Origin of the sequence: Turicibacter sp., from assembly GCF_017941855.1 — a bacterium.
Taxonomy (GTDB): Bacteria; Bacillota_I; Bacilli_A; order MOL361; family Turicibacteraceae; genus Turicibacter; species Turicibacter sanguinis.
The window spans coordinates 1-25,520 of record NZ_JAGAVR010000016.1 but is presented as its reverse complement, the minus strand read 5'-3'; the positions used below and the strand labels follow the sequence as shown (position 1 = coordinate 25,520).

At 35.0% G+C, this 25,520-nt stretch carries 24 protein-coding genes; 20 read left to right on the top strand and 4 right to left on the bottom strand.

The window, feature by feature from the left end; translation table 11 throughout:
* The first annotated feature begins 7 nt into the window (after window positions 1–7).
* The 11 genes from J6D32_RS02825 (at window position 8) to J6D32_RS02775 (ending at window position 14,333) form a co-directional block, all read left to right on the top strand.
* The gene (locus J6D32_RS02825; protein ID WP_147633291.1) at window positions 8–331 is read left to right on the top strand and encodes a YolD-like family protein; all 324 of its coding nucleotides are present in this window, start codon (window positions 8–10) and stop codon (window positions 329–331) included.
* Between the two features lie 63 nt (window positions 332–394).
* Complete coding sequence (locus tag J6D32_RS02820; RefSeq protein WP_006785835.1) at window positions 395–1,522, top strand: ComEC/Rec2 family competence protein; 1,128 nt, start codon at window positions 395–397, stop codon at window positions 1,520–1,522.
* Window positions 1,523–1,614: 92 nt separating this feature from the next.
* Window positions 1,615–3,657, top strand: coding sequence for a peptide ABC transporter substrate-binding protein (locus J6D32_RS02815; RefSeq protein WP_272164172.1), 2,043 nt, complete (start codon window positions 1,615–1,617; stop codon window positions 3,655–3,657).
* A gap of 122 nt (window positions 3,658–3,779) precedes the next feature.
* Window positions 3,780–5,336, top strand: a complete 1,557-nt coding sequence (locus tag J6D32_RS02810; RefSeq protein WP_006785837.1) for an ABC-F family ATP-binding cassette domain-containing protein — start codon at window positions 3,780–3,782, stop codon at window positions 5,334–5,336.
* Window positions 5,337–5,672: 336 nt separating this feature from the next.
* Window positions 5,673–6,074: a hypothetical protein gene (locus J6D32_RS02805; protein WP_006785838.1), complete on the top strand. Its 402-nt coding sequence runs from the start codon at window positions 5,673–5,675 to the stop codon at window positions 6,072–6,074.
* Window positions 6,075–6,163: 89 nt separating this feature from the next.
* A complete protein-coding gene (locus tag J6D32_RS02800) occupies window positions 6,164–6,997 on the top strand; it encodes a hypothetical protein (RefSeq protein ID WP_006785839.1) in 834 nt (277 codons plus the stop codon).
* A 122-nt stretch (window positions 6,998–7,119) separates the two neighbouring features.
* Complete coding sequence (locus J6D32_RS02795) at window positions 7,120–9,411, top strand: ATP-dependent DNA helicase (RefSeq protein ID WP_006785840.1); 2,292 nt, start codon at window positions 7,120–7,122, stop codon at window positions 9,409–9,411.
* 134 nt (window positions 9,412–9,545) lie between these two features.
* A complete protein-coding gene (locus J6D32_RS02790; RefSeq protein WP_006785841.1) occupies window positions 9,546–9,995 on the top strand; it encodes a MarR family winged helix-turn-helix transcriptional regulator in 450 nt (149 codons plus the stop codon).
* Window positions 9,988–11,718, top strand: a complete 1,731-nt coding sequence (locus J6D32_RS02785; protein WP_009606184.1) for an ABC transporter ATP-binding protein — start codon at window positions 9,988–9,990, stop codon at window positions 11,716–11,718. The genes J6D32_RS02790 and J6D32_RS02785 overlap by 8 nt, the downstream gene beginning before the upstream one ends.
* Window positions 11,711–13,531 carry an ABC transporter ATP-binding protein gene (locus J6D32_RS02780; RefSeq protein WP_055164098.1) on the top strand — a complete coding sequence of 607 codons (1,821 nt, stop codon included), beginning with the start codon at window positions 11,711–11,713 and terminating at the stop codon, window positions 13,529–13,531. The genes J6D32_RS02785 and J6D32_RS02780 overlap by 8 nt, the downstream gene beginning before the upstream one ends.
* 256 nt (window positions 13,532–13,787) lie before the next feature.
* On the top strand, window positions 13,788–14,333 hold the full coding sequence (locus tag J6D32_RS02775; protein WP_006785844.1) for a sugar transferase: 546 nt from the start codon (window positions 13,788–13,790) through the stop codon (window positions 14,331–14,333).
* A 35-nt stretch (window positions 14,334–14,368) separates the two neighbouring features.
* Here the strand turns inward: J6D32_RS02775 and pepT are convergent, their stop codons facing one another.
* Window positions 14,369–15,589, bottom strand: coding sequence for a peptidase T (gene pepT / locus J6D32_RS02770; protein ID WP_009607314.1), 1,221 nt, complete (start codon window positions 15,587–15,589; stop codon window positions 14,369–14,371).
* Window positions 15,590–15,759: 170 nt separating this feature from the next.
* Between pepT and lepB the strand changes: the two genes are divergently transcribed.
* Both lepB and J6D32_RS02760 read left to right on the top strand, forming a co-directional pair.
* On the top strand, window positions 15,760–16,251 hold the full coding sequence (gene lepB / locus J6D32_RS02765; RefSeq protein ID WP_009607315.1) for a signal peptidase I: 492 nt from the start codon (window positions 15,760–15,762) through the stop codon (window positions 16,249–16,251).
* Window positions 16,252–16,267: 16 nt separating this feature from the next.
* On the top strand, window positions 16,268–17,167 hold the full coding sequence (locus tag J6D32_RS02760; protein WP_006784880.1) for an RluA family pseudouridine synthase: 900 nt from the start codon (window positions 16,268–16,270) through the stop codon (window positions 17,165–17,167).
* 22 nt (window positions 17,168–17,189) lie between these two features.
* On the opposite strand, the gene J6D32_RS02755 is transcribed toward J6D32_RS02760, so the two are convergent.
* Window positions 17,190–17,588, bottom strand: a complete 399-nt coding sequence (locus J6D32_RS02755) for a cytidine deaminase family protein (RefSeq protein WP_009607312.1) — start codon at window positions 17,586–17,588, stop codon at window positions 17,190–17,192.
* A gap of 535 nt (window positions 17,589–18,123) precedes the next feature.
* Between J6D32_RS02755 and J6D32_RS02750 the strand changes: the two genes are divergently transcribed.
* Window positions 18,124–19,437 carry a M1 family aminopeptidase gene (locus J6D32_RS02750; RefSeq protein ID WP_287467255.1) on the top strand — a complete coding sequence of 438 codons (1,314 nt, stop codon included), beginning with the start codon at window positions 18,124–18,126 and terminating at the stop codon, window positions 19,435–19,437.
* Window positions 19,437–20,063, top strand: a complete 627-nt coding sequence (locus J6D32_RS02745; RefSeq protein ID WP_006784877.1) for a hypothetical protein — start codon at window positions 19,437–19,439, stop codon at window positions 20,061–20,063. Before J6D32_RS02750 ends, J6D32_RS02745 begins: the two co-directional genes overlap by 1 nt.
* Here the strand turns inward: J6D32_RS02745 and J6D32_RS02740 are convergent.
* Window positions 20,060–20,701: a restriction endonuclease gene (locus tag J6D32_RS02740; RefSeq protein WP_006784876.1), complete on the bottom strand. Its 642-nt coding sequence runs from the start codon at window positions 20,699–20,701 to the stop codon at window positions 20,060–20,062. The genes J6D32_RS02745 and J6D32_RS02740 overlap by 4 nt on opposite strands.
* 83 nt (window positions 20,702–20,784) lie before the next feature.
* On the opposite strand from J6D32_RS02740, the gene J6D32_RS02735 reads away from it, so the two are divergent.
* Window positions 20,785–21,582 (top strand): DUF92 domain-containing protein, encoded by a 798-nt coding sequence (locus J6D32_RS02735; RefSeq protein WP_287467254.1) that lies wholly within the window; start codon window positions 20,785–20,787, stop codon window positions 21,580–21,582.
* Window positions 21,583–21,612: 30 nt separating this feature from the next.
* Here the strand turns inward: J6D32_RS02735 and J6D32_RS02730 are convergent, their stop codons facing one another.
* Window positions 21,613–21,804 carry a hypothetical protein gene (locus J6D32_RS02730; RefSeq protein WP_006784874.1) on the bottom strand — a complete coding sequence of 64 codons (192 nt, stop codon included), beginning with the start codon at window positions 21,802–21,804 and terminating at the stop codon, window positions 21,613–21,615.
* Between the two features lie 119 nt (window positions 21,805–21,923).
* Between J6D32_RS02730 and J6D32_RS02725 the strand changes: the two genes are divergently transcribed.
* The 4 genes from J6D32_RS02725 to J6D32_RS02710 all read left to right on the top strand — a co-directional run bounded on the left by J6D32_RS02725 (window position 21,924) and on the right by J6D32_RS02710 (window position 25,416).
* Window positions 21,924–22,505: a class I SAM-dependent DNA methyltransferase gene (locus tag J6D32_RS02725; RefSeq protein WP_006784873.1), complete on the top strand. Its 582-nt coding sequence runs from the start codon at window positions 21,924–21,926 to the stop codon at window positions 22,503–22,505.
* Window positions 22,506–22,548: 43 nt separating this feature from the next.
* A complete protein-coding gene (locus J6D32_RS02720) occupies window positions 22,549–23,544 on the top strand; it encodes a sigma-70 family RNA polymerase sigma factor (RefSeq protein WP_006784872.1) in 996 nt (331 codons plus the stop codon).
* Between the two features lie 100 nt (window positions 23,545–23,644).
* Window positions 23,645–24,430, top strand: coding sequence for a hypothetical protein (locus J6D32_RS02715; RefSeq protein WP_006784871.1), 786 nt, complete (start codon window positions 23,645–23,647; stop codon window positions 24,428–24,430).
* A 281-nt stretch (window positions 24,431–24,711) separates the two neighbouring features.
* A complete protein-coding gene (locus tag J6D32_RS02710; protein ID WP_006784870.1) occupies window positions 24,712–25,416 on the top strand; it encodes a pirin family protein in 705 nt (234 codons plus the stop codon).
* Window positions 25,417–25,520: the final 104 nt, after the last annotated feature.

The window sequence follows — 25,520 nt, the reverse complement described above, 5'->3', positions numbered from 1 at the left end:
GATAACGATGAAAGATCGAGGGATGATGAAATGGAAAGCCTTTGTCTCGATGGTAGAACAACAACAAGCTATTGAGGAGGTTCTAAACGAATTGTCAAAGATAGAAAAACCACTACTAGATGAGTGGCAACATGAGCAAAACTCTAATTTAGTTGTTGAAGGCTTTTTAAATCAAACAACCATTACGCTTGTTTACTTTGAGCGAGGACAGTTACTTAGGGTAAAGGGAAACGTTGAAAAAATCAATGAGGCCTATCGTTATTTTATCCTATCAGATGGTCACCAAAGAAAGAAGATTTCATTTAGTAGTGTCGTCGAAGTAAAAGGATAGAAAAGGTCATCTTTATATTTTTATGGTATAATGGGGAGAAGTTATGAATTAGGAGAGATTAGTTTGGAGCAGTTTTTAGTTGAGATTGATTATGTCCTTGAATTGTTAAATCAAGCCCATTGGACTGATTATTTAGTGATTACCCTTATGTATCTAATTTTAATTTTAATGATGATAGGAAAGTGGAAAAAAAGTAAGCGACAAATTTGGTATAACTATTTGTGGCTGATGTTATGTCCACCTGTTGGAATTTATTTAGTTAGCCAGAACCGTAAAATTAAAAAGAAAGAAAAAAAACAAGTCATTACCATTTCAGTAACAGGATGGGCCATTATATTATCCTCTATTTTCATTTATTTAGGATGGATGCCAAAACCACAGTATCAAGAAAGTCTAAATCAAAGTCATGTTGGACTTGAAGTTCGGCCTAGTCATCAAGAACTCCAGGTTCATTTTATTGATATTGGACAGGGGGATTCGACCCTGATTATTTATGATGATTTTCATATTTTAATTGATGGTGGAAATAATGGAGCAGAAGATATTTTATTAAATTATTTAGAAGCCGTTGGTGTTGATGATTTAGAAATTGTGGTGGCAACTCATCCCGATGCCGATCATATTGGAGGATTGGCAGAAGTGCTACAGACATACTCGGTTGATTTGATTATTGATTCGGGCGAAGCCCATACCTCTCAAACTTATAAAGCGTATTTAAAGCAAGTTGAAGAACAAAAACAACTAGGGGCTCAATACTTAGAAGATGATGATTTAGTATTTGAACTTGCAGATGGAGTGACGTTTGAAGTAATCGAAACGGGTGATGATAACGGTGATCGTAACAATAACTCAGTTGTAACGAAGTTAACATATAATGATGTTGCCTTCTTATTTACAGGAGATATGGAATCTGACGTTGAAAAGAAAATTTTATCTCGGGATTTAGATGTAGATATTTTAAAGGCAGGACATCACGGTTCAAAAACGTCGTCTTCGATGGCTTTTTTAGAGGTGGTAAAGCCTAAAACAGTCGTGATTAGTGCTGGAAAAAACAATACCTATGGGCATCCACATCCGGTTTTATTAAACCGCTTAAAAGCTTATACGGAGGATATTTATGTGACAGCTGATCTTGGACATATCGTGATTACGACGGATGGCCAAACATATGAGGTAGAGACTGTTAAATAGCACAATATTTTACAAGTATAGACACTTTATTAAAGTGGGAAACTAAAAGTAGCAAAAAATGCTACTTTTTTTACTTTAATGAGGTGATGGTCTTGAAAAAATCGATAAGTTTCTTACTTATTGTGATGAGTTGGTTTGTAGTCTCACAAATCATTCAAGCTCATGCTGAATCGATAGATGAGACGGCTGTAAAAGTCATAGAACCTAAAAAAAATTATCAAGGATTTTATTCGATAGATCCGGAAACATTTGATTATTTATATACGTTCAAGCAAACAGACTCCAAGCACTTTGCCAATTTTATTGATGGATTGATTGAACATGATGCGTATGGGAATTTAGTTGGCGCTGTTGCTAGTCATTGGGAAAGTAATGAGGATGCAACGATTTGGACGTTTAAGTTGAAAGAAGGAATTAAATGGTATACAGATGAGGGGAGTGTTTACGATGAAGTCAGGGCGCATGATTTTGTGGCTGGACTTTGGCATGCTGCTGATTTTCAATCTCAAACCTTATATCTTGTCAAAGATGTTATCAAAAATTTAGAAGCCTATGTCAATGGAGAAGTAACATTTGATGAAGTGGGGGTAAAAGCGATTGATGATTATACGTTACAATATGAGCTAAATTCTCCGACTCCGTACTTTCCAAGCATGACGACATACTCGATTTTACTACCGGTGAATCAAAGTTTTCTAGAATCGAAGGGAAGTGGATGTCGTCTTGGAAGTCCAGACTTATCGAATTGTTCATTTGGAAATTTAAATCCAGAGTCTATCCTTTATAATGGCGCGTATCGTTTAACAAACTTTACTTCAAAATCTGTGATTGAGTATACCGCAAATGTTGATTATTGGGATGCAGAATCAGTTTATATTCCAAAAGTAAAACTCATTTATTCGGAAAGTTTGGATCCGACTAGTCTATTTTTAGCTTTTGAACGAGGAGAAATTACATCAGCTCCGATTGATGTTTATAATGCGGCTATTTATGCCTTTGCGAAGAAAAAGTATGGCGATTCTATTTTTGTGACGGAAACAAGTAGCGCAACCTCTTTTGCTTGTTTTGTGTTTAACCGTCAAGCGTATCACTCTCCGTTAGATCCCCGAATTGACATTTCGCCTAAAACAGCTAAGCAACGTGAGGATACGAAGTTAGCGATTTTAAATCAAGCTTTTCGCCAGGCCATTTTACATGGACTGGATGTATCAGCTGTTAATGCACAAAGTGTTGGTGAAGAACTGAAAGAGATTTCCGTTCGAAACTTAATTACCCAACCTGACTTTGTTCAAACCTCTTATCATCAAACATATGGTGAGCTAGTCGGCGATTCATTAAAACGACTCAATCCAATGTTATATCCCGAAAACTTTACGGTTGAAGATGGTCAAATGAGCTATTTTAATCCAGGACTTGCAAAAGAATTGATGCAAGTAGCTAAAGCGGAATTAATGGAACAAGGGGTAGATTTTCCAGTTTATCTCGATGTTTTAATCAATGGTGAGAGTGAAATGAGTTTTAGAAGTGCCCAAGCATTAAAGAATAGTCTTGAAACTGAGTTAAAAGGAGATGTGGTGATTAATTTAATCACGACTTCAAGAGAACATCTGGCCGCGACTAAGTCAGCTAGTCTAGTGAATACCGATCTTTATTTTGCAACCGCATGGTCACCTGATTATGGTGATCCTAAAAGTTATATGGATATTTTAGATCCTAAGCAGGGAGATATGTTGAAATATTTTGGATTGAATCAAGCCGTGATTGAAACCGAAGAAGATCGTCAAATTAAAGAACAAATTGGACTAAATAAATTTGGATATTTAAAACAAGCCGCATCTGATGTTGTAAATGACCCAGATTTACGGTATGAATTGTATGCGCAGGCTGAAGCTTTTGCGATTGATCAGGCGTATTTTATTCCTCTTTCAACCTCTGGTGGAAGTTATGCCGTCTCAAAAATTATTCCGTATACCAAACCCTATAGTTCTTATGGTTTATCGACGATGAAGTTTAAAGGAATGCAAATTAGTGATCATATCATTACCGTCGTGGAAAGAAACCAATATAAAGAACAGTGGATACAAAAACGTAATCAAATCGTTCCGTCTATCAATGTCGATAAAATCCTTCCTTAACTAAAATTAACAACTGAATTTTTGAAAATGTTCTTTTCATCTTTTCAAATCTTAGATATAATCGAATAAGGAAAATTTCAGTCGAAGGGCGCAACGTCGTCACTTGGGAAAGGAGAGTCACGATGAGTGTTTTAACTGTTACCAACTTGAGTCATGGGTTTGGGGATCGTGCGATTTTTGAAAATGTATCATTCCGTTTATTAAAGGGTGAGCATGTCGGTTTAATCGGAGCAAATGGTGAAGGTAAATCAACATTTATGAATATTATTACTGGAAAATTAGTGCCAGATGAAGGGAAAGTAGAATGGTCACGTAATGTTCGTGTTGGATATTTAGATCAGCACGTGGCACTACAACCTGGTATGACCATTCGTGATGTGTTAAAAACAGCCTTTCAATATTTATTTGATATGGAAGCTAAAATTAACGATTTATATATGAAAATGGGAGAAGTTGATCCTGATGAGATGGATAAACTTCTTGAGGAAGTCGGGGTTTTACAAGATATTTTAACAAACAATGACTTCTATGTCATCGATGCAAAAGTAGAAGAGGTGGCTAAAGGATTAGGACTTCAAGATATTGGACTTGACCGCGATGTTTCAGAATTAAGTGGTGGACAACGTTCAAAAGTATTATTAGCGAAATTATTACTGGAGAAGCCAGATATCTTATTACTTGATGAGCCGACGAACCACTTAGATGAGGCGCACGTGACATGGTTAACTCGTTATTTACAAGAATATGAAAATGCTTTTATTTTAATCTCTCATGATATCCCATTCTTAAATAGTGTAATTAACTTAATCTATCACATGGGGAATCAAGAATTAAACCGCTATGTAGGAGATTACGATAACTTTGTTCGTATCTATGAAGCAAAAAAAGCACAATTAGAGTCTGCTTATAAAAAACAACAGCAAGAGATTGCTGATTTAAAAGATTTCGTTGCTCGAAATAAAGCCCGTGTTTCAACACGTAATATGGCGATGTCACGTCAAAAGAAATTAGATAAAATGGAAGTGATTGAGCTAGCTTCTGAGCGTCCAAAACCAGAGTTTAACTTTAAAGGGGCTCGTACAGCCGGTCGTTATATTTTCCAAACAAAAGATTTAGTGATTGGATATGGTGAGCCATTATCATCTCCATTAAACTTAACAATGGAACGTGGGCAAAAAATTGCGATTTGCGGAGCAAATGGAATTGGGAAAACAACGCTACTTCGTAGCCTTTTAGGTGAAATTCAACCGATTTCAGGATCTGTTGAACGTGGAGAATTTTTACACATTGGTTACTTCGAACAAGAAATCAAAGGTGGAAAAGATAAAACATGTTTACAAGAGTTCTGGGATGAGTTTCCTCATTTAACACAAGGGGAAGCTCGTGCTGCGTTAGCGAAATGTGGATTAACAACGAAACACATTGAAAGTAAAGTCATGGTCTTAAGTGGAGGAGAACAAGCTAAAGTTCGCCTTGCTAAGTTAATTAATCGTGAATCAAATGTTTTAATTCTCGATGAGCCAACGAACCACTTAGATGTTGATGCGAAAGATGAGTTAAAACGTGCCATTAAAGAATATAAAGGAAGTGTGTTACTGATTTCCCATGAACCTGAATTCTATCGTGATGTGGTGACAGATATTTGGGATGGAGAAAAGTGGACCACTCGTTTAGTTTAGTTAAAAAAGCATGAAAGCCTGTTAAAGAGCTTTCATGCTTTTTCTTATTTTATGAAAGTGCCACCTTTTGATGAAGAGCTTGTTGTTGATTGGAAAGTGACATCCTTTAATGATGTTATTTTTCTTTATAAGGAGAAGTAAAAGATGATTTGGATCGTGGATTTCTGTCTGTTTTGTCATAAGAGAGGGTTAACGTTCATAAAGACTTAGATACTGAGAATGTAAACTAAGGATAAAAACAAGGAAAATTTCGTGGAATTGCTAAGTTTCTTGTATATTTGCACTTTTTCTCTCTTATAATGAAGTGAAATGCAAAATTTTTAGGTAGGGATGAACATGAAGCGTAAAAAAAAGGTGGAATATAACGAAATTTGGGTAAAATCAAGTGTTTGTGTTTTACTTGGGATTGGCGTCATTGGAGGAGTTTGGTTAAAACGTCGCGAAGAAAAAGCGGAACAGGATTTAAAGGAAATTGGGCAGGCATTGTTGAATGAGCATATCAATGAATTAAAACAAAAATTTGGATATGAAGAGATTGACTGTCAGTGTACATTAAATCAAATTGAAGTGGTTTCTAAAAAAAGAGATGAGTTTTTGTTAAGGCTTAACTATGATTTAGTGATTGCAAATGAGATTGAGCGAGATTATAGCACTCAGACCTGGATGATGAGAGTCAAACACGTCAATGCAAAAGGATATGAAGTTATTGAGCAAGGGGAACAGTTGAATGATTTATAAAAGGGTTTACAAAAAAAGAAAAAGGTGATAGTTATTCAACGGAAAATGTGATATAATGACAGATATTTACATATTCCGGAGGGGATAGAATGAAGCAGGGTGAGTTATTAGCGACAGATGGGATTAAAATTGACTTAGAGCGCGAGGACATGCTAGATGTCATTGAAAATGATTTAGAACATCACCATCACATTATGGCCTATTTTTACGAATTTCCCAAACATTCAGTTAACCATCAAGAGATTTATTTAAGTGTGGTTGTGCAGCCCGTTTTTTATGAGAACTTTGTTAAACATAAGCGTTCTTTGGTTGCAGCTTGGGGAAAAGTTTTATTTTATGAAGAGGATTACTATGATGTCACACGATTAGTGGTTCAATATGATAGCTTAGTGAAACTACATTTAAAGTTATATGAACCAAAAGATGTAAAGCCATCTGTGCATCATAAAAAAATTGAAGTGGCGTATGACCCATATGGTTTAATGAACTATGTGGCTGAAAAGTCTGAATGTAGCGCGTACCAGTTAAATTATGAAGCATTAGATAATTGGCGTAGTAAATTCTTCGCTAGTTACTATGAACTTTATCGAAGTATCAATGCCCGTGAATCGTATCAAACCTTACATAGCTTAGATAGGATGCGTTGGTTAATTTCAACGATGTGGATTCTTAAAGCTGGAAAAGTCCCGAATCATTATTTGAATTGGTCTAGAATGGAGGGTCCAGAGTCAATTTTAACTGCTGAAGAACAGGAGAAATTAATCAGCTGGCGTGTTGAGGGGACGCTAGAGGATTTAAAAGAAAAGGTCGACCTGATTCTAGAGGAATTCAAAACTTTACATAAAGAAATTTGTTGGAAATTAGATTTAATCGAAGATGAAGCATTCATCGAACGGATTCTGACGCGAATTCAAATTAAATAATGAAAAAGTCATCTTAGTTAAGCTAAGGTGACTTTTTTGATGAAGGTGGAACAATTTATTAGCTAGGATAATGTCAAAAAAAATGATATGATGAATAATAAAAATGAAGTTTGGTGAGAAATATGGTGATTCAAAAAGGTGTTAAAGAGGTGGTGGGATATGTCTACCAACAAGGCGATTTAAACTTAGAATATTTTCAAGCTAATCGTGCACAGCATGGGACAAATGCTCATCAAGCAATTCAAAAAAAATATCTTGATGAGGAGTGCGAAGTTTATCTCGAAATGAGTGTAAAGCATCAAGAACACGATGTTATTTTAAGTGGTCGTATGGATCTATTACTTCATCGAGATGAACGCATCATTATTGGAGAAATAAAATCGACGACCCGACGATTAGAGCTCATTGAAGAAAATGACCGTCCGGTACACTATGCTCAGGCCAAAGTCTATGCTTATTTATATTTACTTAAACATCCCGAGCTAAATTCAGTCATCGTTCGGTTAATTTATTGTAATTTAGACGGGACAGAGGAGCGGGCTTTCGATCAAGAATATACACTTGATGAGTTAGAACCTTTCATGAATCACACATTAGAGGTTTACTTACAGTGGTATTTTATTTTATTAAAATCAATGCAGTTAAAATTAAAGACAGCCAAAACCCTTCAGTTTCCATTTGGGGAATTTCGTGAATATCAACGTGAACTCTCAGGTGCCGTGTATCAAACCATTAAGCAAAAAAAGAATTTATTATTAAGAGCGCCAACCGGCATCGGAAAAACAATGGGAACTATTTTTCCAAGTATTAAAGCGTTAAGTAACACAGAACAAAAAATTTTTTACTTGACCGCTAAAACGATTGGACGGGACGTGGCAGAGAAAGCATTTGACCGTTGCCATGCAAGTGGATGGCAAGCTAAAGTGACCACTATCACTGCTAAAGAAAGAATTTGTTTTATGGATGAAGTCAAATGTGATCCGAAATTTTGCCCTTATGCCGCAGGTTATTTTGATCGTATTAACGAGGCAACTAAAGATTTATTCGAATCAGAACAACTGTTTAATCGCTCAAGAATTGAAACCTATGCTAAAAAACATCAAGTTTGTCCATTTGAGTTTTCACTTGCCATGGCGTCAATTAGTGATGCGGTTATTGGTGACTATAATTATATGTTTGATCCTCGCGCTTTTTTAAGACGTTTCTTTGAGGAACCTTCGTCTCATATTGCGCTCATTGATGAGGCACATAACTTATATGATCGAGCCTGTGAGATGTATAGTGCGAGTTTGTCAAAAGAACCAATTCAAGAGCTTAAACGTTTATTTAAAGACCGTCATAAAGGCTTATCTAAGTCACTCGCTAATTTAAACATGAAATTTATTGAGTATCGTCATGAATTAGAAGAAAAGAAAGTATTTGATTTATTTAAAGAGGATATGGACTTATCCTTTTTAAATCGTGCCCAAGATTTACTTGACGTCCTAGAGAAGTATTTGTATCAGCATCAGGACACAGAATACAAACCACAATTGATGAATTTATACTTTGAATTGCATCAATTTTTAAGAATCTCAGACTATTTTAATGAAAGTTTTAGAGTCCGTTATGAACGGTTTGGCATTGAGGTCAAAGTAAGTATCGTTTGTTTAAATCCAAGTCTTTATTTGAGTGAGAAAATGGAGAAAGTTCGCTCGACCATTTTATTTTCAGCGACGCTACATCCACTAGATTATTATCAAACGGTGCTACTTCATGAAGAGGCGTGTGAAAAAATCTTTTTACCATCCCCGTTTAAACGTGAGCATCTTGATTTATATGTTCAGCACGGAATTTCGACAAAATATAAGCAACGTGAGCGTTCACTTGCTCATCTCATTCAGATGATTTATCATGTGACGAGACAACGAGTTGGTAATTATATGGTCTTTTTACCCTCCTATCAATATTTAGAAATGGTTTATGAGGCTTACCTTGCGTTAGTTCAGGATGAGCAAGAGTTACTTTTTCAGCAGCGGGATATGAGTGAAGAAGAGCGTGATGCCTTTTTAGAAAAGTTTAATGAAACGAATGTCACAACGTTAGTGGCTTTTTGTGTACTAGGAGGTATCTTTAGCGAAGGAATTGATTTGATTGGAGATCGTTTAATTGGGTCATTGATTGTAGGAGTAGGATTGCCTCAAATCAATCCGTTGACTGAGCAACGCCGTGATTACTTTGAAGAAAAGTTCCAAAAAGGTTACTTATACGCTTATGTTTACCCTGGATTTAATAAAGTCATGCAAGCAGTCGGGCGCGTGATTCGAACAGATGAAGACCGAGGAACGGTGATGTTAATTGATGAACGGTATTTAGAGCCGACTTATTTAGCTCTATTTCCTTACGAATGGCAGCACGCAAAGTTTATAAGATAAAAAAAACAGCAAGTTTATTTGCTGTTTTTTAAATATATTTGGGATTGATTGACAATCTAAATAGTCTATGTTATTAATTAGATAGCTAATAATTAGATATCTAATTATATAAAAGCGGAAGGAGAATCATACCTATGAATCCTCATCAATCTAAACATTTACATCATGTTTTGTTTAAAACATTAAAAGCTCATCGTACGATTTGTCATGAACAATTTACGAAGCTTGATTTGACGGTAGGTCAGCCCAAAATATTAGATTTCTTATGTGAACACAATGGTTGTTCTCAAAAAGAATTAGCGAAACACTGTCATATAGAACCTGCTACAGCTACAAGTTTACTGGGGCATTTAGAACGCAATGGCTTAATATATCGTCAAGCAAATGATAGAGATCGCCGTGTTTTAAATGTGTATTTAACAGATGAGGGAAAGAATCGTCAACACATGGTTCAAAAAGTATTTGAACAAATAGATGAAGATTCATTTAAGGGATTTACAGAAGAAGAAAAAGCAAAAACAGTCGAGTATTTAAATCGAATTTGTCAAAATTTAAAGGGAAGGGAGTCTCAACACGATGAGTAATTTATTAAAATACTTAAAAGGGCATGCTATTTTATGTGCTATCATAGCACCTCTTTTAATGCTTGTAGAAGTAGCGATGGACTTATCATTACCGACACTACTTTCAAACATTATTGATATCGGGATTGCAAATAATGACTATGCCTATGTCGTAGCAACAGGGATTAAAATGTTAATCTTTGCCATCATCGGTTTACTTGGTGGAGTTGGATGTGGGATTTTTGCCACGATTGCTGCCCTGAATTTAGGTCAAAATCTTCGTGAGGGATTATTTTCAAAAATTCAAAGTTTATCCTTTTTAGAGATTGACCATTTAAAAACATCTTCATTAATCACGCGTTTAACAAATGATATTACTCAAGTTCAAACGATGTTTTTAATGGCTTTAAAAATCTTAGTTCGTGCGCCATTTTTATGTATTGGGGGACTATTTATGGCTTATCGATTAAGTCATAAATTATCGATTATTTTAGTCGTTGCTATTCCAATCATTTTAATCTTTGTCGCTCTAATTATGTCAAAATCATTCCCGTTATTCAAAACCATGCAAGAAAAAATTGATAATGTAAATAATGTGATGCGTGAAAACTTACTTGGGGTACGTGTAATAAAAGCCTTTAATATGGAAGAAAAACAACATGAACGCTTTGATGAAACAAATGATGATTTAATGAACCAAAGTATTAAAGCGCAAAAACTCATGATTTTATTAAATCCAGTTGTGATGCTAGTCGTTAACTTTAGCGTGATTGCCGTCTTATGGTACGGAGGATATCTCGTGAACGATGGTTTGCTTGAAACAGGGAAAATTTTAGCGTTCATTAACTACTTAACTCAAATTATGATGTCGATGATGATGGTCATTATGATTTCGATGAACTTATCACGTGCAAAAGCATCAGCTGATCGTATCAATGAAGTTTTAAAAACTGAATCAAGCATTAAAGAATCGAATCACCCGCAACACTTAGATGCCTACGATATCGAATTTAAAAATGTTTCCTTTAAATATCATGATCACAGTGAAGAGGTTTTAAAAAATATTTCATTCCATATCAAACAAGGGCAACAAGTCGGAATTATTGGAGGAACAGGATCAGGGAAAAGTTCTTTAATTAGCTTAATTCCACGCCTTTATGATGTAACAGAAGGAGAAGTTTTAATTGGTGGGAAGAATGTTAAATCTCTTCGCCTCAAAGATTTACGTGATCAAATTGGGGTCGTACTACAAGAAAGCATCTTATTCTCAGGAACGATTGCTTCAAACTTCAAATTTGGATATCATGAGGCAACAGAGGAAGAATTAAATAAGGCTGCAATAGATGCTCAAGCTTTAGAGTTTATTCAGACAAAAGAAGATGGCTATGATACGGTGGTTGAACAACGTGGGAAAAATTTATCAGGTGGTCAAAAGCAACGTGTCTCAATTGCCAGAACGTTAATTAGAAATCCTAAAATTTTAATTTTAGATGATGCCTCGAGCGCTTTAGATATGGCGACTGAAAGTAAATTACAACGTGCGATTAAAGAGCGTATGAAAGATAGTACCGTCATTTTAATTGCTCAACGTATTTCAGCAGTTATGGATGCAGATCAAATTATCGTCCTTGATCATGGTCAAGTCTCAGGGATTGGAACCCACGAAGAATTATTAAAAACGAATGAGATTTATCGTAGCATTGCCATTTCACAATTAGGAGAGGAGGCGGTTATGAATGAGTAGACCACAACCATCATTTGGACCTCGCCCAGGTGGCCCTGGAGGCGGACCTGGTGCTCGATTTGGACATCAAAAAGAAAAACTTAAAAATCCTAAGCATACCATTAGACGTTTGCTTGGCTATATTGGGAATCAAAAACTTGCAATTATCATTGTTTTTATTTTATGTATTATTACAACACTCATCAGTGTCTTAGCGACTCGTCTATATGGAGATATTATTGATGATTATATTATTCCAGGTGACTTATCAGGCCTTCAAAGAATCTGTTTAATGCTTGGGGGAATGTATGTTATTAGTGTCTTAGCAACCTACATTCAAAACTTAATCATGTTAACTTTATCGCAAAAAACAACGGCAAAAATTCGCCGTCATCTATTTAGTAGTTTACAAAAGTTACCACTCCGTTTCTTTGATACGCATTCAAGTGGAGATTTGATGAGTCGTTTAACAAATGATGTTGATAACATTAACATGACCTTATCTCAAAGCATTACCCAATTATTCTCAGGTATTATCATGATTCTTGGAATGTTAGTGGCTATGATATTATTGAGCCCAGCGTTAACCATCGTTGGCTTATTAACGACACCGTTGATGTTTTTAGTTTCACGCTTTTTAGTCAAGAAAACTCAACCTTTCTTTGTGAAGCAACAGCAAGATTTAGGGGAGTTAAATGGCTATGTGGAGGAAATGGTTTCAGGTCAAAAGGCAGTCTTCTTATTTTCTCAAGAAGAATTTGCTGAGGAAAACTTTGCAACGATTAACCGAAAACTAACGAAAAGTGCAGTGATGGCCCAAGCTTTATCAGGATTTATGGGACCTGTCAACAACTTTATTAATAATATTACCTTCTTAATTGTTGCTGTTTTTGGTGGAATTTTTATTTTATCAGGAATGAATATGACGGTTGGAATTGTGTTTACGTTTATTTTATACATGCGAAACTTTACAAGACCAATCAATGAAATTTTAAACTTAGCGAATACGATTCAGTCTGCATTAGCTGGAGCAGAGCGAGTCTTTGATATTATGGATGAAGCGCCTGAAGAAGATTTAGCTGATGCTAAGGACGTTGAAAATTTAGATGGTGATGTCATCTTAAACCGTGTTAAGTTCTCTTATGATACCGGTAAAACGATTTTAAAAGATGCTTCAATCCATGCTCGCCGTGGTGAAACGGTGGCCATTGTAGGACCAACTGGAGCGGGTAAAACGACAATTATTAATTTACTAACGAAGTTTTATGATATTGAGAGTGGTGAGATTTTAATTGATGGTGAAAACATCAATGGGATGACTCGTAAGAGTTTACGCCAAAGTATCTCGATGGTTTTACAGGATACCTACTTATTCTCTGAAACGGTTCGTGAGAACATTCGTTATGGTCGTTTAAGTGCAAATGATGATGAGGTGATTCATGCGGCAAAGATGGCCAATGCTCATCAGTTTATTATGCAATTACCAGACGGTTACGACACCATCTTAGCCGATAATGGAAGTAATCTCTCTCAAGGACAACGTCAGTTACTCGCGATTGCTCGTGCGATTTTAGCACAGTCTTCTATTCTCATTTTAGATGAAGCCACGTCATCCATTGATACGAAAACAGAAGTTGAAATTCAAAAAGCGATGTTACATTTAATGGAAGGTAAAACGACGTTTGTGATTGCTCATCGTTTAAGTACGATTCGAAATGCCGATCAAATTCTGGTGTTAAATCAAGGTGAAATCATTGAACGTGGAAATCATGATACTTTATTAGCTGCAAATGGTTTCTATGCTAATCTATATAACAGTCAATTCCGTGAATAATGAAAAAAGATGTTAAGGACTTAGTCTTTAACATCTTTTTAAGTTTGAATGAGAATATCTTGTTATGAGATCATATCAGGTCCTTTACTTGAAATTCTAATTACCTATTGCAAAGTAGCTAGGTAATAAGTCGTCAAAAAAGAAAGAATTTTGCATAAAGTAATAATATAAACAGAAAAAATATGGCAAAAATTATGAAAACGTTTATAATTAAATTAGGAAGAAAAACTAATCGTTAAAAGGGGAGGCGGTTAAGTTGAAACGTTTATTTGATATTGAAATCTCATTATTGTTAATGGTATTACTTTCACCACTTTATCTCATCCTTTCCGTGATTGTTCTATGTGATTTAGGTTGGCCGATCATTTACAAACATCGTTATCCAGGATTAAATGAACAACTATTTACGATGTATCGCTTCAGAACCATGACAAATGAAACAGATGAACGAGGGCATCTGTTAAAGCCAACGCAACGATTAACACGCATTGGAGCTTTTTTGAAAAAATATAGTTTAGACGATTTGCCAGAACTTTTCAATGTCTTAAAAGGTGACATGAGTTTGGTAGGGCCACGTCCGGTATTAATTCGAGCAATTCCCTCAAAAAATCAAATTCGCATCAAAAGACATGCCGTCCGTCCTGGGATGACAGGATGGAGTCAGATTCATGGACACAAACAGTTAACATGGGAAGAAAAATTTAAACTAGATTTATATTATATCGAGCATCAAAGTTTAGCTTTTGATTTGAAAATTATCGGAATTACGATTCTTCAACTGTTCGGAGTTCATCGAATATAAAAAAAGTCATCTTAAGGATGACTTTTTTTTATATTTTATTTTGCTGCTAATTCAGCGATTTTAACAATGACTTCTACTCCTTTTTCCATTGAAGGAATTGGAATATATTCAAATTTTCCGTGGAAGTTATGTCCACCTGTGAAGAGATTAGGCGTTGGTAACCCCATAAATGATAATTTTGAACCATCTGTACCACCACGAACTGGAACAATTAACGGTTCAACCCCAACTTCAATCAATGCCTTTTTAGCAAGTTCGACAATGTGCATTTTATCTTTGATATGAAGGTTCATATTATAGTATTGGTCTTTTAATTCAAGTTCGACTGTATGAGACGGATACTTTTGATTAAAGTCTTGAACCACTTTTTCGACGAATTTTTTACGTGCATTAAATTGCTCCGTATCAAAGTCACGGATGATGTATTTTAAAACGGCTTCTTCACAGTGACCACTAATGTCAATTAAATGGTAAAATCCTTCGTAATGCTCTGTATGTTGTGGTGTTTCATTCACGGGGAATTGGTTTGCAATTTCAGTGGCGATTAACGCCGCATTAATCATTTTATTTTTAGCATCCCCTGGGTGAACGCTTTTTCCATGAATGGTAAGTTTAGCGCCCGCCGCATTAAAGGATTCATATTGTAGTTCACCTAGAACACCCCCATCCATCGTATAAGCAAAATCAGCCTTAAATTCTTCAACTTTGAAGTGATCAGCGCCACGTCCAATTTCTTCATCTGGGGTGAATGCTACTTTAACCGTTCCGTGTTTAATTTCAGGGTGTTGAATTAAATAATCCATTGCTGTCATAATTTCAGCAATTCCTGCTTTATCATCTGCCCCAAGTAAGGTTGTTCCATCTGTTGTAATGAGCTGTTGACCCACGTATTGATTAAGAGATGGGAAGTCAGTTGGGGATAAGACAATGTTTTTTTCCTGATTTAAAATAATGTCTCCCCCTTGGTAATCGATAATTTGAGGTTTAACATGGTCAGCATTAAAATCAGGGCTTGTATCCATATGAGAGATAAAAGCGATGACTGGCGCATCTGATTCACAATTTGCAGGTAATGTCGCATAAATATAGCCATTTTCATCCTTTTGAATGTCTTGTAAGCCTAATTCTTTTAACTCTTCAACTAATACATCACCAAATGCTAATTGTGATGGAGTGGAAGGAGTCGTCGTAGACTCAGGATTTGATTTTGTGTCAAAGGAAACATATTTGATAAAACGATCGACAACAGTACGCATAATAAACCCTCCAATTTTTGTTTGTCTATAGTTTGGTCATCTAAAATCAGATTATGTATAGCATAGCATAGATTGGAAAATATAAAAAGAATTCATAAAAATATCCATTCTTTTTAATCGGGTGTGATGTGATATAATAAAAAGAGTCAAATAAGATGGGGTGAATGAGCGTGGAAGAAAAAAATACATTCCTAGATGATGTGATTGAAATAGGCGTTAGTTTAATGATTGGATATGCGATTTCAAGATTTGTTCGAATTGCTTTAGCACGTGGTGAGTCAATGGTTCCAACGATTAAACATAATCAAATTGTTCTGATTGATCGTCGTGCTTACAAAAGGCGAGAACCTAAAATTAACGACTTAATTGCCTTTAATGCACATGTTAAAAATCAGCATAAATTTTTCTTAAAACGTGTCATTGGGGTGAGTGGTGATCAGATTAAAATTGATCAACATCGCGTCTATGTGAACGGGAAATTAATTGATGAACCTTACTTGAATGAAACGATGATTGAAGTAGGGTCAAAGACATGGCGTGTCCCAGAGGGAAAACTGTTTGTCATGGGGGACAATCGAAATCATAGTTTAGATTCACGTGCCATCGGATTTATAGATGTTAAAGAGGATGTGTTGGGCGTGGTCAGACAAATCAAAAAATAAGTGTGTGGTGGAAGAAATGAACGTAACTCGTGAAGCAAATAACTTAAGATTTGAAATAGAAGAAAAACAAGCCGGGCAAAGTATCCGAGACTTTTTGATGACGTATCATCTTGCTCGTAAAAAGATTCATGAGTTATATATGTCAAAAAAGGTACAACTAAATGCTCAGATTGCTGATTTTAATAAAATTCTAGAAGTGGGCGATATCTTATTAATTCCCGTCTTTGAATCAGAGGGGATTGACTTCAAGCCACAAAAAATGAACCTTGATATTGTGTATGAAGATGAACATTTACTCATTTTAAATAAACCGGCGGGAGTGATGGTACATCCTGATCAAAAAGATGGACTAAATACGTTGGTGAATGGCGTAGCCTATTATTATGAGCAAAAAGGTTTCAATGAGCGGATTCGTTATATTCATCGGATTGATACTGATACAAGTGGTGGCATCATTTTTGCCAAACACTTTATGGCGCATAGCTTAATGGACTATCAATTATCTGAAAAACAAATTAGACGTTGGTATTTAGCTCTCGTCAGTGGCAATCTGAAAACGAGAAAAGGGCGTATTGATGCTCCAATCGGAAAGGATCGCCATCATCGTGCCAGACGTCGTGTCGCTAAAAATGGGGATCAAGCTGTGACTTTATATGAAGTCAAAAAACAATTTAAGACGTATTCACTCGTTGAATTAGAACTTAAGACAGGGCGTACACACCAAATTCGAGTTCATATGAGTCATTTAGGACATCCATTACTAGGGGATGTCTTATATGGAGGGGTGGCTAAAGTAGGAAAATTAAAACGCCAAGCCTTGCATTCAGCAAAAATTCAAATGCAGCATCCAATGACAAAGGAGAACTTATCATTCAGTATTCCAATGCCATTAGACATGCAATCTTTAATTAAATAGCATCAAAAAATGTCCGAAGTTCTTATTCAACTTCGGACATTTTTGATTGACGCCAATCATAAGGTAATAAATCAATCAGTTTAACCGCACGTTGACGATTAATTAAGACTTCAGCCTCAATGTTCGCATCATTTAATTGACTAATAAATTCACGACATCTCCCGCAAGGAGGAAGGATATTTCCACGCTTGTTAATTGCGACCATTTTAACAATTTCACTTTCACCAGCTGTAATCATGGCAGCAGCAGCTGAATGTTCAGCACAAAATCCCATTGAACAAGCTGTATCAATACAGACTCCTGTATAAATATGACCTTCTTTCGTTAAAATAGCAGCGGCAACACTTGATGCTTCAGCAGTAGATGATAGTCGTCTTGGTTTTAAAACGGCTTCCGCTTTTTCAATTAATTCTTCAAACATTTTAATCACTCCGATTCAAAAATCGTCAATTACCTATTTAAAGTTTATGCAATCATACTAAAAACATAAATCATGAAAGAATGTTGGTAAAAAGAAGCATATTGAGAACTCTAAATAGTGGGGTAAATAAGGTTAACATAATTTAAAAGGAAATGCAAGGGCTAAACATGGATTTTGAAGGATTTTAAAAAAATTAGTCTTTTAATGCCATTAAACTTAACTTTGAGTTTAAAGAGCGTTGATCAATTATTTTTTAAGTGATTAAAGAGGTGACTTTAAACGTTATTCAGGATTCAAGATACAAAGAAAAGGTCAATCAACTGGCCAAAAGTTTTCATCAATTAGGTGGTTCTAAAAAGCATCAGATTTTATTTTAGAAGTTAGTCGTCAATCTCACTAAACCACTCAAGGAAAGGGTTGTTTTTTTATTGAAAAATTACCGAATTTAAACAAAACAAACAGTCCTAGCAGAAGGTAATGTGGTAAAATAAGGTTAATGTTGTTTGAGATAACAGTTCAAGACTGGAGGGAAACGATGAATCGAATTTTACATTATCAGTTGAGTCTTGATGTTTTGCGACATGATGAAAAACTTAAAGGAAGAAGTATCATTCAAATAGAGGGGGAATCTGAAGATTCAACGCTTTTTTTCTTATTGTATCATGAGTTAAAAGTCCTCGAAATTAGGTTGAAGCAGGGTGCGCTCTTATCTTTTGAACAGGAAATTAAAACAGTTCAGACCAATTATCAAGTCAATGAAATCAAAGTCTTTTTACCTCAAGGAGATATTGACGAACTAGAGATCAAGTATGAGGGAACAATCAGTGGCTATGAATCAATTTTTCCATATATTAAAGATTCGCTTTCACCTGAGTTTTCAATCCTTCGAAATGATTGTCTCGTTTATCCGATTCTTGCGAAGGCGAATGAGGAAAGCATTAGACTTGGAATTTTAAATGAATTTCATTATGACATATACGTCACCGTTCCAATGCCTTATGTGGTAGCTAGTGGGGGACGATTCATTGGGGTTGAAAAAACACCTCAATTCCAAACGTATCATTATAAAAGTCATCGCAAAATGTGGCGAATTGACATTTGTGTGGCCAAGTATCAAATCATTGAAACTGAATCTATTCGGTTATTTGTCTTTGAAGAAGATGTCAAGAGAACATATGAAAAAGTTATACTAGAATTAAATCGAGTCTTTGAATTATTTGAACAACGATTTGGATGTTGTGAACGGGTGGTACCATTTAGTATCATTGAAATTAAAGAGGGATTTGGTTCTCAAGCAGGCGAAGATTATTTATTGATGGAAGAGCATGGATTTAAAGAAGGTGAATACGATCACACACATCTTTATCATGAAATTGGACATGGGTGGAATCCTCGTGTGAACCATGAAATGAGAAAAACGCGTTTCTTTGACGAGGCCTTTGCCTCCTATTTTGAAGCCATTGCAATCAAGAAATTTTATGGAATAACCCGATATGAGGAAAAAATGGAATCCTATCGACAATCTTTTTTGCAAAGGGTTCAATATGATCGTCTAAATCTCGAACCGATTTGTGATTACGGTCAATATAATATTTCGTATAATAGTTATACAAAAGGGCCGTTTGTTTTAGCAGCGTTAGAATCGTTAATGGGAGAAGCAACGTTTAATCGATTTATTCAATTACTTATTCAAACCTCTAAAAAGCACCCCATTGATTTTAATGACTTTCAAAAACTAGCTGAAAATGTTTTATCCTATGATTTATCGACGTTTATGAATGATTGGATTTATGGGAAAGAAGCCCTTGATGCGTTAATAAAAAGGTATTTCGATGGGGAGGGTCAGTGATGAAAATTGAAAAAGTACCGAGTGGCAGTTCAATGTTTCAGGTTCATCTTCAACTTCATCATACGTGTTTTAAGATTCAAGAAGAAGATGAGGTCTATGAATACGCATTTGATATTTTAAATCAAGAACAAGCGTTATTATATGCGAGTACTGACCATTATTTAGACGAGGTCATTGAGGAATTTTTGTTTTACAGTGGCTTTATTCATGTCATAAAAGATCAGCAAGGCACTCTTTTATACGAGGCTCCTCCTAAAAAACGATTTAAAGTGTTATTAAGTGAGATTCAACCGAGCCAATTTTATATTAATGAAAAAAAGTTAACAGAGTTAGCAACCTGGGTTAAAAGTGACAAAGATATTTTGATTCCTGTAACAAAGTTTCAGGGTCAATGGGTTGCACTAGATGGACATACTCGATTGAAGCTAGCACAGTTGTTAAACATTAAAGAAGTTTATGCATATGAAGAAGAAACAGATGCATATATTGAGGACTTTGTTTTGTTTTGTAAAGAACAACAAAAAGACTCCATTTACGATCTTCCGATTATTTCAGAAACGGAATATGAAGTCTTATGGAATCAATTTTGTGAAAACTATTTTAAGTTTTTGAATCAAGAAAATTAAATAGTTGGATTTAACACAAACGTCTCAATTAATTCATCACCATTGATGATTTCAATCGGTTTATTTTGAATGAAGCTATAGCATTCAGGATTAAAAGTTCCAAGGGTAACAAAAATTCCGTGATTCACTTGGTTTTGTTTCATTTTTAAGTAAAGACGATCTAAGTAAGCCTGACCAATGCTTTGATTTTGGCCTAATAAACAAGAGACCAATACTTTGTCGTCATCTAAATACATTTCAAGATCATAAAAATGTTGATTCATGTGTGGGGTTAAAAAGACGCGTTTATAACCTTTAGCACGGAATAAATCAGCAACAAGTTCCCCAAAATCATAGGGATTCATGGATGCGATTTTATCTTTTAGTTGAGATTTTTTAAACGTTAATTGCTTCATTTCTAAATCAAGTACTTCTTTTTCTTGCTTTAATTCTAATGAAAAAGTATGGTATCTTAGGATACAAATTAATAAGAAGCATCCAACTAAAATAAGCAATGTATATTGTGTTAAATCCCAGTTTTTGATTGAAACGTTCAGTGTATAGCGAATTTGAAATAAGAAAAAGATAGAAAGTAAAATAGATAAATAGAAAAAGACGGTAAACTTAATTTTACTTTCTTTAAATTGTTTAGAAGACATTATCATCACTCCCAAAGTCATTTGCTTATATTATGATAAGAAAAAATGATATTTATACAAATAATGGACAAATGAGGTAAAAAATGAAATTCTTTTTAATTTTAATAGGAACTATTTTCTTTTCAGTAGTTGCCTATTTAGCGAAAGCTCTAACTTTATCCGGTGCTATTTTGGCCTTAATAGTAGGCATTTTAATAGGATTAGGTGGCGGCATGTATGGATATGGGTTGTTAGGATTATTTTTTATTGGTTCGATGTGGTGGTCTTACTACAAGGAAGAAAGAAAATATCATCTCTATCATTTGCATGAAAAAGGAGCTAAGCGAGATAGCATTCAAATCATATGTAACGGTGGAATTCCAGCGCTTTGTTGCCTAGGCTATGGAATCAGTCACGAAGAAGTCTTTTTAGTTGCAACGGCTGTTAGTTTAGCCAGTGCAACGGCAGATACATGGGCATCAGAAATCGGTGTTTTAAGCTCACATCCACCTCGCTCTATTTTAAATTTTAAGCCATTAGATAAAGGGTTATCAGGTGGGGTCTCAGTTATTGGAACCCTTGCTTCAATTGCTGGTGCTTGTTTAATTGCTAGTTTTAGTGCCACTTGGTTGACGGTTTTTAGCCTTTCATCACAGACTTGGGGCACGCTATTTTTAAGTGTTTGTCTCCTAGGAATCCTAGGTTCAATTCTAGATAGTTATCTGGGGAGTTTAATCCAACCTAAATATGAATGTGTGGAGTGCCACCTTATAACAGAGCGACGTCTTCATCATGATCAACCAACGAATTTAGTAGGCGGTTGGTCATTGATGAATAATGATTGGGTTAATCTATTAAGTCAATTCATCGTGACGTTACTTGCGTTCCTCTTGATGAAATAAAAAATCCCCTACTTTCGTAGGGGATGTAAGTTAGTGTTTTTGATTCATTTGACGTGTACGTCTAGTTTTGGCAGATTCTGTATAACGGGCGGCTTCAGGCGTTGATTTTTTTACATCGATACGAACATCAGCCACGTTACCTGTTCCAAACTCCACATCTGATTTTTCTTTAACACTTTGCATAGAGGCGTTCATTGGAGAACCCATTTCATTTTTACCCATTTTAGATCTTCCTTTCAAAATTCCATTATATTTGATTTGGAATTTTGATATTATTATGTGAGAAAAGAGTGATAATTATTGAAAGAAATTAATATAATCAGAAGGGAAATGGTGCTAAGATGACATTAGACTTTTATAATCAACATGCAAAGGAATACTTTTTTCAAACGGTTAAAGCAGATTTGAGCGCGACTTATAAAAAGTTTTTACCGTTTATAAAAAAGGAGGGATTGATTTTAGATTTAGGGTGTGGATCAGGTCGTGATAGTTACTATTTTAAACAAAATGGATATCAAATCGTAGCTGTAGATGGGTCGAAGGAATTAGCGACGCAAGCTAGTCTTTTACTTGGACAACCTGTCTTAAATCAATTATTTGAAGACATACAATTTAACGAAGAATTCGATGGTGTTTGGGCCTGTGCATCTTTATTGCATGTTAGCGCTAAAGAGTTACCATCAATTTTAATTAAAATAAGAGAGAGTTTGAAAAAAGAGGGTGTATTTTATATCTCAGTGAAAGAAGGGGAAGGAAGTGGGGTTGAAGACGGACGATTTTTTCAATATTACTCACCGTCGCAATTTCATCACTTAATTAGCCAATGTGGTGGATTAAAGATTGAGACAGCTTGGAGTCATACTGAATTAAGAGATGAAGGAAATAAAGTCGTTTGGCTCAATGTCATTGGCCGTAAATTATGAGATGAATAGGATTTGATTTCGATAAAAAGAAAGGACGTATCGGATGAATAGCATGGGGGCAATGAATCAAAAGAAACGTACTAATACAAAAAGAAAAAACGTTATTAATGACTCAATGAGAGGGGAGATTAATAGCAAGATGGAAATGGAAGAAACGAAATCAACAATTAGTCCAGTAGCAGGAAGTGCGCATAATTTATTAATGCGTAAACATACCAATGAGTATCAACATAATTTAGAATATTTAAAAAAATACCGTTTAGAAAATGATGAAACAGCACTTGAATGGTTAATTTTTAATAACACCAATTTAGTTCATAAAATTATTGGACGTTATACAAAGTTTTATCATCATAAATTAGATTACGATGATTTATTTTCAGTGGGACTTGAAGGGTTAATGAAAGCCATTGAAAAATTTGATTTTACATTTGATAATAACTTTTCAACTTATGCGACTTACTGGGTTAAACAAGCAGTAACTCGTACGATTGCAGATGAAGGGTTCACGATTCGAATTCCCGTTCATATGTTTGAATCGATTAATCAGGTCATGCGATATGAACAAAAAGCGGACCAAGAAGATGAACCCGTTGATGTAGATAATTTATGTGGAGAATTAAAAATTCCAATTGAAAAATACGAAGCGGTTAAGCGTGTGCAGACTTATATGTTAAAGCCAACATCATTAAATGGATTTGTATCTAAAGAAGACGAAGATACTGAACTTCAAGATTTAATTTCAAATGAAAATGAAATGTTAGTTGAGGGAATGTCGCGTATTTATGATAATCCTGAAAAACAAGCGATGGATGAAGATTTAAAAGCATACATGGATAAAATGATTTTAAGTTTAAATCCACGCGAACAATTTGTGATTATTCATCGCTTTGGATTAAATGGTGAAGAGAAGAAAACATTAGAAGAAATCGGTGAGATTGAAGGCGTAACACGTGAACGTATTCGTCAAATTGAAGCAAAAGCAATGAGAAAATTAAGAACATTATTGATGCGTTATAAAGAATACTTAGTTAATTAGATTAAAAAAAGAGACGATTTTTGTATTTAGTGCATAAACGTCTCTTTTTTTGAGTTATAATGTAGGTTGAATAAAAATAAAAAAGTAAAGGTGAAAATAAATGATTCCAATTGATGCACAAACGCCATTAGATGTGTTTGAATTTGATGCTTTAGTTTATTATCCTGAATCCACGGAGCTATTCCCTTATGGAGTCGTTGTGAAGAGACTGCGAGAGTTTCAATTTGCCATTGGCTGTTTGAATTTTAAACCGATGCCACGAGTACCCAATCAAGAGGAGTTATTTTTAAAAACGCCTGGATTTCTTTGGACCTGTCCAACGCTTTTAAAAGAAAAATTTTTAGATAACCAAGTCACAATTCGCGATGTTCTCTCGCATTATCTGCAGGCAAATATTGAAATTGGATTAATCAATACAGCGTTTCAACCTTTGAATGTCTCTGCACTCCTCGAGCTATTTCCAAGAGAGTTGCTAATCATTCCACCACTTAAAACAGAATTGTTGGAAGAATCTAAAACTTTACAAGAAGTTGGGATTCATGAGTCTATCTTTTTCAAAGATTCTTATGGTGGAGAATGGATTCTGAATCGGAATAATATTTCAACGGTTTGTTTAATTCGAATTGCTTTACAAACAGACCCTATTAAGTTGAAAATTCTTTCACAAGCCTATATCATGAATGAAATGACTTTAAACCTGGTTCGAGAAAATGAAAATCCAGATGAGTGGGATCAGTTGACTCTAAGAGAGTTATTAGAGTTAAAAAACTGGCTTGAAAATTATACGGCATTTCATCCATTATCGAAACCGTATAAGGATGCTTTTCGTACTCATTCTATTGAAGATGTTGAAGCTTGGATTAGTATGCTTAAATTTTCAAACTAAATGAATAAGTAAGTCAAAAGAGGAACGAGAAGATTCAATGAGTCTTAACGTTCTTTTTTTATCTGATGATAAAGAAAATACTAGTTTGATGAAGTGAGAAGTCATCATAAACAGAAATAAGATTCAAAACTAAAAGCTATTAGCAAGAGGGAGTATCATTTAAGTTTTGCAAAAGATTCAATGATTTTAAGGTTTGTTTGAATTTGGAAGTAAAGTTTTGGGTCGATTTATGATAGAATGGGGTATATTGCACAATTAGTTGAGGGAGGAGACGGGGCAGCATGATTAAAAAAATAGACCATACCCTCTTAGGGACAGCCTATCACACGTGGTTACAAAGTCTTTTTCATTTTTCTTATGCAGATTATTACCAACCCTATATTAATAAGTTTGGCGTAATCCGTGTTATTAATGATGATATTTTGCATGTAAATAGTGGGCATGATTTACATAAACATAAAGACGTAGAAATCATCACTTATATGATTTCAGGGGAGTTAACACATACCCCTAAGATTGGGATGCCAAAGAAATTAACGCGTGGGGAACTTTATTATATGAGTGCAGGTAGTGGAATGGAGCATGCGGAATTTAATTGGGGAGAAAAACCAGTTCGTATGATTCAACTCTGGATTAGACCGAATCAAAAAAATGTGGCACCAAAAGTAGAATATGGATGCTTTAAGCGAGAGCAACGATTTAATCAATGGCAAAAAATCGTGAGTGACTTGGAACATGAGGCTCCCATTCAAATTCATCAAGAGGTTAATATTTGGGTTAGCGAAGTTGAAGCTAATCGAGACCTTGATTTTGACATTTTAAAAAATAGACAAGCTTATCTGATTCAATTAGAAGGTGAGTCTATGATTAATAACATTGCTATGTCAGAAAAAGATGGCATGGAAATTTTTGAAGAGCCGATTAAGATTAAAACGGTAAGACCGTCTTTATTTATGATAATTGAGATGAATATAAACGGGAAGTAGCACATAAATATAAAAGCGACATAGAATATATTGTCCCACAGCAAAACACACGATCAATCGGTTTCCTGGGCTAGGATTAAAAAGATCGTGTGTTTTTTTTTTTT